General features: G+C 52.5%; 7 protein-coding genes and 1 CRISPR repeat array. All 7 genes read left to right on the top strand.

Going from position 1 to position 10,349, the window contains the following annotated elements; genetic code table 11:
* The coding region (locus VKV29_RS06590; RefSeq protein WP_324200510.1) for a CRISPR-associated helicase/endonuclease Cas3 at positions 1 to 1,878 on the top strand (1,878 nt) is incomplete at its 5' end.
* Positions 1,879 to 1,905: 27 nt separating this feature from the next.
* Entirely contained in the window at positions 1,906 to 2,622 is a 717-nt protein-coding gene (gene cas5c / locus VKV29_RS06585; protein WP_324200509.1) for a type I-C CRISPR-associated protein Cas5c, read from the top strand.
* Positions 2,623 to 2,624: 2 nt separating this feature from the next.
* Positions 2,625 to 4,469, top strand: a complete 1,845-nt coding sequence (cas8c, locus tag VKV29_RS06580; RefSeq protein ID WP_324200508.1) for a type I-C CRISPR-associated protein Cas8c/Csd1 — start codon at positions 2,625 to 2,627, stop codon at positions 4,467 to 4,469.
* Positions 4,462 to 5,463: a type I-C CRISPR-associated protein Cas7/Csd2 gene (cas7c, locus tag VKV29_RS06575; RefSeq protein WP_324200507.1), complete on the top strand. Its 1,002-nt coding sequence runs from the start codon at positions 4,462 to 4,464 to the stop codon at positions 5,461 to 5,463. Before cas8c ends, cas7c begins: the two co-directional genes overlap by 8 nt.
* Positions 5,464 to 5,679: 216 nt before the next feature.
* Entirely contained in the window at positions 5,680 to 6,321 is a 642-nt protein-coding gene (gene cas4, locus VKV29_RS06570) for a CRISPR-associated protein Cas4 (protein WP_324200506.1), read from the top strand.
* A complete protein-coding gene (gene cas1c, locus VKV29_RS06565; protein ID WP_324200505.1) occupies positions 6,311 to 7,348 on the top strand; it encodes a type I-C CRISPR-associated endonuclease Cas1c in 1,038 nt (345 codons plus the stop codon). Before cas4 ends, cas1c begins: the two co-directional genes overlap by 11 nt.
* 104 nt (positions 7,349 to 7,452) lie before the next feature.
* Positions 7,453 to 7,734 (top strand): CRISPR-associated endonuclease Cas2, encoded by a 282-nt coding sequence (gene cas2, locus VKV29_RS06560; protein WP_324200511.1) that lies wholly within the window; start codon positions 7,453 to 7,455, stop codon positions 7,732 to 7,734.
* A gap of 146 nt (positions 7,735 to 7,880) precedes the next feature.
* Positions 7,881 to 10,317: a CRISPR direct-repeat array (repeat unit 37 nt; unit sequence GTATCACCGGCTCTTCGGAGCTGGTGGGGATTGAAAC).
* Positions 10,318 to 10,349 lie beyond the last annotated feature (32 nt).

Below are 10,349 nucleotides of genomic sequence, written 5' to 3'. Positions count from 1 at the left end.
GTGGAAGCCCTCACAGCACGGTTACAGGCCGATGGTTTTACGGTTCAGCCGCCCAAAAATTATCTCGTTAAGCCAAAACTAGCCACAACCGCTTCCGTTATGCTCGATGTACGAATGCTTTTTTCCGCCCTTGTAGATGCCGATTTTCTTGATACGGCACAACACTTTGGCGAAGAGCGTGAAACCCCCAAAAGTTTAGAGCCTGCACGCGCTTTAGCAGCCCTCGAGCGCTATCTCGACGAAGAGGTACGTCAAAACAGGCGCGCCAAAGCCGAGGTCATCGCAGTGCGAGAGGAATTGTTGCACAACTGTCGAGAGACTGCAGCCAATTCTCCAGGCCTCTTTACCCTTACGGCTCCAACCGGTTCGGGAAAGACCTTGGGCATGTTACTGTTTGGCCTGACCCATGCCCAACAGCACGATTTTAAGCGTCTGATCCTTGTTTTTCCCTATCTTACCATCGTCGAGCAGGTTGTCTCCATATGTCGTGCTATCTTCGAGCCTGTTTTCGGTAGCGGGTATGTGTTGGAGCACCACAGCTCTGCTCGATGGCAGCGACTTAGCTCGGAGAGTTCTCTTTCCGAAGAGGAGCGTCGGATCGAGCGCCAGCTATCGGAGAACTGGCAGGCCCCCCTCATCATTACCACGAATGTGCAGTTCCTCGAATCGCTCTTTAGCAACTCTCCAGGGGATTGTCGTAAGCTGCACTCTATCGGAGAGAGCATCGTGTTCTTTGATGAGGTGCAGACACTTCCAACATCTATTGTGTTACCAACATTGAGAACGCTCTCGCGTCTGGCGTCGCCGCCTTATCGAGTCAGTATTGTGTTTTCCACGGCCACACAGCCGGCATTTTCTCTGCTTCACAAGGAGGTGCAGGAAGAGGGCAATAGCGGATGGAAGCCCCGTGAAATCGCTCTACCCCATCTTTTCAAGAAGATGCAACGAGTTACCGTAGACTGGCGGTTGTGGGATGTCCCTATGACGATAGAGGAGCTTTGCCGGAAAGTCGCGCAGGAGCCGATGACGCAACTGCTGTGTGTGGTAAATATGCGCAAAGATGCACGCGCCATTGCGCTTACGTTGCGAGATATGAGCATGGAAGGCCTCTACCATCTTTCCACATGCATGTGTCCTCTGCATCGGCAAGAAATTCTAAAAGAGGTAAAAGCTCGTCTGCTGGAGAATAAAGCGTGTAGATTGATCAGCACTCAATGCGTTGAGGCGGGCGTAGATGTGGACTTTCCCTTAGGGTACCGCGTGTTAGGACCGTTATCGGCTATTGCGCAGGTAGCTGGACGAGTTAATAGAAACGGCCTTTTAGAGGGAAAGGGAACACTGCGCGTGTTTCGGCTTTGCGATGAACGGTATCCCGATAAAGCCTATGAACAGGCCACTCGAGTTACCGAGAAGATTCTAAGAGAGCTTGGGACGGATCAGCTAGATATCGAAAGCCCAGCATTATACCAACGCTACTATGGGGAGTTATATAACCTAGCCGGCATCAACCAGTTAAATCGCGACTTGCTAAAGGCCATAGCGAATCAGAACTATCGAGAGGTAGCGCAGGGCTATCGAATTATTGATGAGGACTTCATTCATGTCGTGGTGCCCTATCAAGGGGCTTTGGAACTGTTTGAGCAGTTGGCCGATGAGGTGCGTTCAAAGGGAGTGAGTAAGTCGTGGGTGCGACGTGCCCAACCACTGACGATCAGTTTATATCTTCCACGAACTCTGTCGCGAAGTTTAGAGCCGGTACCCGGTTGGGGATTTTTTGCCAATCGTTGGTTTTTATGCTACCGTAGGGAGGACTACTATAGCCTGGTCGGTTTTTATCCTAAAAATGACGACGCCGAAATGGATGTGCTTATCGCTTAAATCCAATGACGAGGAGGAGAAGTTGCTATGAGGAGATCGAACCAGCAGGTTTTGGAAGTGTGGGGTGACTTGGCTTGCTTTTCACAGCCGCCCCTTTCTGTGGAGCGGTTCACCTATCCTGTCATCACGCCGTCGGCGGCGAGAGGCATTTTCGATGCTATCTACGTAAAACCCTCCAAATTCCGCTGGCAGATTCTCGAGGTAGAGCTGTTCGAGAGGCCGCGCTACATCGCTTTGCGTCGCAATGAGATGAAGCAAAAAACGCCAGGAACCGACACGCTTTGGCGCTGGATGGAGGGGCGAGAGGAGCCTGAGCCTCTCTATGCGGATACCGATGACGAGGCCAAAGGACGCACTCAGCGCCAAACCATCGCCCTCAAAAACGTGCGCTATCGCCTGCATGCCGAGATACGCCCCTGGCCGGGCTATGAGAACGAACTGGCAGCATTCGAGGCGCAGTTTCGACGCAGAGCGGAGCAAGGACAATGTGCTTGGCAGCCTTATTTAGGCATGCGCGAGTTCGTGGCCTACTTTCGATTGGTGGAGGAAGCCGACCGAGCCACACCCATCCCTTTCGATATGGAGGTTGGATGGATGTTATACGACGTATTCGACCTTTCACGGCCGGGAACAAGCGAAGATAAGCCCTTCATTACTCTGTTTCATGCGCGAATCGAAGGAGGACGATTGCGCGTGCCGCCGTTTGAAAGTCCAGAGGTAAAAAAACCCATTCCAGGAGGCTAAGAATGATCGATCAACTTGTGCGCTACGCCACACAAAAGGGGCTTCACTCCGAACCCGGTTTCGCCACTCAAACGATTCGATGGTGTCTTAGCTTTAGTGCCGATGGTCGTTACTTGGGGGTAGTGCCGCTCGGAGATAAAGTTGGGCGCAAGTTCGATGTTTGCCCCAATTTGTCTCAACCGGAGCTGGTGCGCTTAAACCCAGGAAGCCAGTTTCTTTATGAATCGGCAGATTGTGTGGCGCTCTACAAGGTGAAGCCGGAGGATTTGCAAAAGAAACAGGAGAAACACAACTTCTTTGTAGGGCTTCTAGAGCAGGCTTCCACAGCAGTACCCGAGCTGAGAGCCGTTGCGCAGAGCTTGGGTGATCCACAAATACGCAACAGAATTTGCGAAGACCTAGAGCGCAATAAAGTAAAGCCTACCGATAAATTGACGCTGCAGGTTGGCAGTAACCTGCTTCTGGAGGATAGTCGCTGGCATGATTGGTGGCGTCGGTTTCGCAGTAGTATCGGCGGTAATGCAGGAGCTTCGCAAGCAACGGGCGGGGCGAGAATGGTCTGTTTCGCGACAGGAGACTTAGTAGTTCCTGAACCAACTCACCCCAAAATACGCGGGTTAGCGGATGTTGGCGGACAAAGCTCCGGTTCCTCTCTTGTTGGCTTCGATAAAGATGCTTTTGAGTCGTATGGTCTGAAACAGTCGGCCAATGCAGCCGTTTCGGCAGAGAGCGCTGCTGCCTATCGCGCTGCTTTGGAAGACCTTCTACAAAACAACGCCAAGCGCCTCGCCGGTACCAAGGTGGTGTATTGGTATAGCCACACGGTTCCTATCGAAAACGACCCTGTGGCCTTTTTGTTAGGAGAGCAAGCGGAGGAGGGGCAAGAGGCACAAGCACGAAGCGCTTTGCAGCGTGCTCGTAATCTTTTAGACTACCTACACACCGGTAAAGCGGAGGCCATCGAGCTAGGGAATAGCTATTTCTACATTCTCACTTTATCCGGTGCGGCTGGCCGTGTTATGGTGCGCGACTGGGCCATGGGTCAGTTTGAGGATTTAGCCACTCACGTGGCCGAGTGGTTTGAACATCTGCGGATCGTCCGCTATGATGGAGGAGGTGATGCGCTAAACCCCGGTTTCGAACGTTTAGTTACCAGTTTGCTTCCACCCCGATTGCCCCAACAACAATATGAGGATTGGATTAAGCCCCTCTCTGGGGTACGAACGAGTCTGCTGCATGCGGCTATCGAAGGCACGCCCCTGCCTTTTGAAGTGCTTGGACGCATACTCTATCATCACAATCAGTTTGTTCTTTCGGGGGATTGGGAGGAGGCGGTAGAGACACGAAACCGAAACCTGTTGAACCTTCTACAGGCTCGTATGGCTTTACTGAAAGCCTATCATGTTCGGAACAAAGGAGATAAACAGATGCAATCTAATCTCAACAAACAACACCCAAGTCCTGCCTATCACTGCGGTCGCCTGATGGCTGTCTATGCGCGTCTACAGGAAGCGGCATTGGGCAATGTGGGGGCAGGTGTCGTGCAACGCTTCTATGCGGCTGCCTGCGCCACTCCGGCGCTTGTGCTCGCGAGGCTTGACCGCACCGCGCGATTTCACCTTAACAGTATAGAGAGCAAGGGGCTGCAGAACTGGTATCTCGATCAGCTCACCGAAATCTACAACGCTATACCTGAGCGGCTTCCGAGAACGCTTAGCCTCGAAGACCAGAGCCTTTTCGCTCTTGGTTACTACCATCAGCTTGCCGAGATGCGTTCCCCTACGAAATCGGCCTCACCGGCAGGCCAGCCTGATCACGAAACAATAGAGGAGGAAAAGAATGTCTAAACCCATTTCCAATCGTTACGAGTTTCTCTACTTTTTCGATTGCCAAGATGGCAACCCGAACGGCGATCCCGATGCCGGCAATGCCCCACGCGTAGACCCAGAAGACATGCACGGCATCGTATCGGATGTGGCCTTGAAACGGCGTGTGCGCAACTATGTGCTTGCCAAGCACGAGAACAGAATGCCTTACGCCATCTTTATCGAGCATGCCACGAATCTCAACCGGCACATTACGCGTGCCCATGAGGAGACAGGAGGCTTGAAACTAAAAACCTCGAAGGAGGATAAGGCATCCAAAGAAAAAGTGCTGGAAGCCCGCGACTGGATGTGCGCAAATTTCTACGATGTGCGCACCTTCGGAGCGGTAATGAGCACGGGGCCTAATGCGGGGCAGGTCCGTGGGCCGGTGCAGATAAGCTTTGCCCGTTCCATAGACCCCATCTATCCCCTAGAGATATCCATCACACGCATGGCCATTGCCGAAGATGTGCAAGGGGCCAAGAGCAGTGAGGACTATCTCAAATGGGAGCAGGAGCAACCGGAAGACCAACTGCGAACCATGGGGCGCAAGTCGCTGATCTCCTATGGTCTCTACCTCGCCCGCGGCTTCGTAAGTGCTCATTTAGCCCAAAAGGATGATATGTTCCGCGGTACCGGCTTTTCCGAGGCGGACTTAGAGCTGCTATGGGAAGCCCTCTGTAACATGTACGACCATGACCGTTCTTCGAGTAAAGGGATGATGTCGGCGCGCAAGCTCATTGTGTTCAAGCATGTAGGCACCGATACGATACCTGAACAACGAAAACGGCAAGCGATCTTGGGTTGCGCTCCGGCCTATCGGTTGCTTGACGTGGGCGGTAGCGAGGACCATGGGGAGATCGTACGTGTCTGGCGAAAAGACCCTCAGAAGCCGGCGCGTAGCTTCCACGACTACTGCCTAGAGATATATGCCGATCGGGTACCGGCGGGAGTTGAGCTTATCGAAAAGCTCTAGTGATAACAGCGTACGTACCGCTGCCTCCCCTCTCCCAAAGTGGGAGAGGGGAGATATGTATTTTGAACGGTGGAATAAATGCAGGAGGATAGGGAGCGCCTCATCATCGCTTCTTGCACCCCTGTACTACAGCCGACACAGAGGACTATTTTGGTAGGAGCTATCTAATGGTATTATTACGCATCGGCTTGTAAGAGAAAGGAGGCATCGTAAGGAATGCAAGAGGAGGAACCGATCCTGATATCTGCTCTTGCCCAATACGGCTATTGCACACGCCGATGCGGTCTCATGCATGTCGAGCAGCTTTACGAGGAAAATCCCTATACGTTGATGGGGATACGAAGCCACTCACAGGTAGACGTGGAAGATGTGGTTACCGTGAGGGGCGCACGCATTGAAAAGGCTTTGCCATTGTGGTCGGATCGCTTGGGCTTAGTCGGCAAAGCCGATGTGGTCGAGTTTTGGCCGGACGGCACCATCTATCCCGTTGAGTACAAACACGGTCCGCGGCGCCATAACCTGTTTGACGCACTGCAAGTATGCGCTCAAGGTATGTGTTTGGAGGAGATGTTTGGCCGTTCGGTAGAGAAGGGGGCAATTTACCACATCTCATCGCGCAGGCGTCGGGAGGTGATCTTCTCGGAGGAGTTGCGAACGAAAGTTTTAGAGGCTATTGCGGATATCCGCAATATGATACGTGATGGCAGGGTGCCACCTCCTGTAAATGACAAGCGTTGCCCCAACTGCTCTTTACATGATATCTGCATGCCGGAGGTATTGGCAACTGCGCGGTTTGCCTGGCACGCAAAGGCTCTTTATCGGTTAGAGGAGATGGAGGAAGAAGAGGATGAGTCGTGAACTGCTAAACACTCTGTTTGTTATGACACCAGGCGCCTACGCTCGGCTAGACGGCGATACCGTGCGTGTGGAGTTAGAGGGTGAAAAGCTCATTCAAGTCCCTCTCATACATATCGGCCAGTTGGTTTTTTTCGGGGCTACGTCCTTAACGCCTCAACTGCTCATGCGTTGCGCAGAGGAGGGGAAGGATGTCATCTTTTTAGACTACGCCGGCAACTTTAAGGCACGTGTTGTTGGGCCTGAGTCGGGCAACGTATTGCTGCGTGCGGCGCAATATAAGGCTCATTGTGATAGCCAGATGGCTCTAAACATCGCGCGTCCTATTGTTGCGGGAAAGATAAAAAACTGCAGGAACAACCTCCTGCGTGCCTTACGCGACAGCGGCATATCCGCGCAGGCGAAGACGGCTCTAGAGGAGGCTGCTGGCGTTCTAGGGGAGTTGCTTGGTCGGACAGCGGAAGTTGTAGAGATCAACGCATTGCGGGGGATTGAGGGACAAGCGGCGGCCATCTATTTTGAGGTTTTTGATCATCTCATTAAGCAAGAGAATCGAGCCTTCCGATTTCACAATAGGAGCCGTCGCCCTCCGCGGGATCGTGTAAACGCGTTAATTTCTTTTGTGTATACGCTTCTCCTTGCGGAGTGCGAGAGCGCATTGGCAAGTGTCGGGTTAGATACTCAGTTTGGTTTTCTGCATGTTCTACGACCTGGTCGCCCTGCATTAGCGCTCGATCTACTGGAAGAGTTTCGGCCAAGTGTTGGTGACCGTTTTGTATTGGCACTTATCAATCGTGGGCAGATCGAGGAGCGTCACTTTGAGGAGCGCGCCGGAGGCAGCGTTTTGCTTAATGAGGACGGTCGTAAGGTGGTATTAGGAGCTTATCAAAAAAGGAAGCAGGAAGAAGTCCACCATTCGCTTTTAAAGACAAAAGTACCATTAGGCCTTGTACCTCAATTACAGGCACGTTTACTTTCACGCTACATACGTGGAGACACAGACTACTACATTCCGTACACGGTTAAATGATATTTTGTGGGATGTTGATAGATGGCTAATTAAGAGGTGAACTTAAATCGTTGAGAGGTATACTTGACTAATGACTATAGCCTAGGTGTGTCACATTGGACATTGTGGTAACCTATGACGTCAACACGGAGACGGAGGCCGGCCGGCGTCGTCTAAGGATGGTTGCTAAGGCCTGTGAGGCGTTCGGGCAGCGTGTACAGAACTCGGTTTTTGAGTGTAGCTTATCCGAGACCAATTTAGAGCGTTTGCGGACTCGTTTGCTGCAGATTATAGACTTAGAGCAGGACAGCCTACGCATTTATCGTTTAAAGGGTCGTCGAGAGGACGTAGTAGAGGTACACGGTCGGGACTTGTACCGTCCACCCTCTGATCCGCTTATTATTTAGGAAAAACTAAGTTTGCGCGAATCGGGAGTGATCGTGGGTTCGAGAGAGAGGTTCGCGCAGGATTTTGAGAGAGTGTGGTATAATATAAGAGGCAACTTCTCGAGGGTAGGGGCTTAAGTAGCCTTTATTTTGAGAGTAAGTTGACCGTATCACCGGCTCTTCGGAGCTGGTGGGGATTGAAACTGTGTTTACCCAATCGCGCGTGTCTATGATGGGAGGGTATCACCGGCTCTTCGGAGCTGGTGGGGATTGAAACCTAGTAGCTGTAACCTACCGGTATCGTACAGCCATGTATCACCGGCTCTTCGGAGCTGGTGGGGATTGAAACGATAAGTACCAACGCGATTACCCTCCTTATGCGGGTATCACCGGCTCTTCGGAGCTGGTGGGGATTGAAACCCTAGCAGGCGCTCGCGCGCCTGCTCGAACTCCTTGTATCACCGGCTCTTCGGAGCTGGTGGGGATTGAAACTTGTTAGCGATACAAGAAAGAAGTTCTTTGAGATTGTATCACCGGCTCTTCGGAGCTGGTGGGGATTGAAACATAATCTGTTCCCAACAGCCGCTCGCGCGCGGCCTCGTATCACCGGCTCTTCGGAGCTGGTGGGGATTGAAACACGTCTGCATAGCAGTATACGCTACCTTTTGGTTCCGTATCACCGGCTCTTCGGAGCTGGTGGGGATTGAAACTTGGGAATCGTGGAGAATGCAGGGCAGAATGTAGCACGTATCACCGGCTCTTCGGAGCTGGTGGGGATTGAAACACAGAACCGCCACCGACACCGACGCCGACGCCGGCACCAGTATCACCGGCTCTTCGGAGCTGGTGGGGATTGAAACAATACGGGTGTGATGTCTTTTAACAATTTTTCGCAGTATCACCGGCTCTTCGGAGCTGGTGGGGATTGAAACCGTACTCTTTTGGAGACAGCGCTCCTAGCTGATAGTATGTATCACCGGCTCTTCGGAGCTGGTGGGGATTGAAACGCGCCTGGACGGATCTGAGTGTGGAAATTCAAGTAGCGTATCACCGGCTCTTCGGAGCTGGTGGGGATTGAAACTCGTTGACATTGGCTGCAAACGTAGCGGTGGCCAGTATCACCGGCTCTTCGGAGCTGGTGGGGATTGAAACTACAAGTGGTAGTGGAAACGTACAACTATCAGCGGGTATCACCGGCTCTTCGGAGCTGGTGGGGATTGAAACCCTACCCAAAAACCTGCAGCAGTACTGTTTAACGGGTATCACCGGCTCTTCGGAGCTGGTGGGGATTGAAACTGATTCACATGCCCGAGCGGGCGTATCTCGAGATTGTATCACCGGCTCTTCGGAGCTGGTGGGGATTGAAACATAGCTCACCCTGAAAGTTTCCAGGATGCTGAAAGTATCACCGGCTCTTCGGAGCTGGTGGGGATTGAAACGCGCTAGTGTCAAGTTCCCAATGCAGACGCGGAAGGTATCACCGGCTCTTCGGAGCTGGTGGGGATTGAAACTTTATTTGCTTAATTTCTTCCATAGCAGGTATCCGATAGTATCACCGGCTCTTCGGAGCTGGTGGGGATTGAAACGCACCCTGCAACTGATTCGCAGGAATACTGTGGTTGTATCACCGGCTCTTCGGAGCTGGTGGGGATTGAAACTTCAGTCCGCAGCACACGTCTACAAGTGGTAGTGGGTATCACCGGCTCTTCGGAGCTGGTGGGGATTGAAACATGTGATGTGGACAGAGCAGGCTTTCTGATAGGTGCTGTATCACCGGCTCTTCGGAGCTGGTGGGGATTGAAACACCACATCGCCATCAGCTAATCTGAGGTGAAGCCAGTATCACCGGCTCTTCGGAGCTGGTGGGGATTGAAACCTATCCACCCGATGGTTGTTTCGTGCTAGACTGGGTATCACCGGCTCTTCGGAGCTGGTGGGGATTGAAACCTATCCATTTGAGAGGTTTTGATATGGAGCAGGATTGTATCACCGGCTCTTCGGAGCTGGTGGGGATTGAAACCACAGTGTGGAGTAATAATGAATGTAGGCGATCAGGTGTATCACCGGCTCTTCGGAGCTGGTGGGGATTGAAACTTGCAGACGTAGCGCCAACCGTTTTTGAGCAGCTGGTATCACCGGCTCTTCGGAGCTGGTGGGGATTGAAACTCGTGCTGGATTGGATGAACGGCATCGGCGTACCGTATCACCGGCTCTTCGGAGCTGGTGGGGATTGAAACGGTGATGGTGTCTACAAACCGTTGACAGAAGAGCGTATCACCGGCTCTTCGGAGCTGGTGGGGATTGAAACTCGTGCTGGATTGGATGAACGGCATCGGCGTACCTGCCGTATCACCGGCTCTTCGGAGCTGGTGGGGATTGAAACTAGCTGTAACCTACCGGTATCGTACAGCCATATCAGAAGTATCACCGGCTCTTCGGAGCTGGTGGGGATTGAAACGGGAATATGTTACCATCGCTACCTGAAAGTATCCATCGTATCACCGGCTCTTCGGAGCTGGTGGGGATTGAAACGAGCACGGAGGTGCAGAGACTGCAGATAGAACTCCGTATCACCGGCTCTTCGGAGCTGGTGGGGATTGAAACTTCTAAAACTCCTAGCGCAAAACTACTCTGTG

Source organism: Chthonomonas sp. (assembly GCF_035294165.1).
In the GTDB taxonomy this organism is placed as follows: Bacteria; Armatimonadota; Chthonomonadetes; order Chthonomonadales; family Chthonomonadaceae; genus Chthonomonas.
The sequence above is the reverse complement of the archived record's forward strand: the minus strand, read 5'-3'. Positions and strand labels throughout refer to the sequence as shown.

Excerpts from the sequence above, each read along its gene's own strand:
- cas7c (WP_324200507.1), top strand. The coding sequence starts at position 4,462 with ATGTCTAAACCCATTTCCAATCGTTACGAGTTTCTCTACTTTTTCGAT.
- cas5c (WP_324200509.1), top strand. The coding sequence starts at position 1,906 with ATGAGGAGATCGAACCAGCAGGTTTTGGAAGTGTGGGGTGACTTGGCT.
- cas8c (WP_324200508.1), top strand. The coding sequence starts at position 2,625 with ATGATCGATCAACTTGTGCGCTACGCCACACAAAAGGGGCTTCACTCC.
- cas4 (WP_324200506.1), top strand. The coding sequence starts at position 5,680 with ATGCAAGAGGAGGAACCGATCCTGATATCTGCTCTTGCCCAATACGGC.
- cas1c (WP_324200505.1), top strand. The coding sequence starts at position 6,311 with ATGAGTCGTGAACTGCTAAACACTCTGTTTGTTATGACACCAGGCGCC.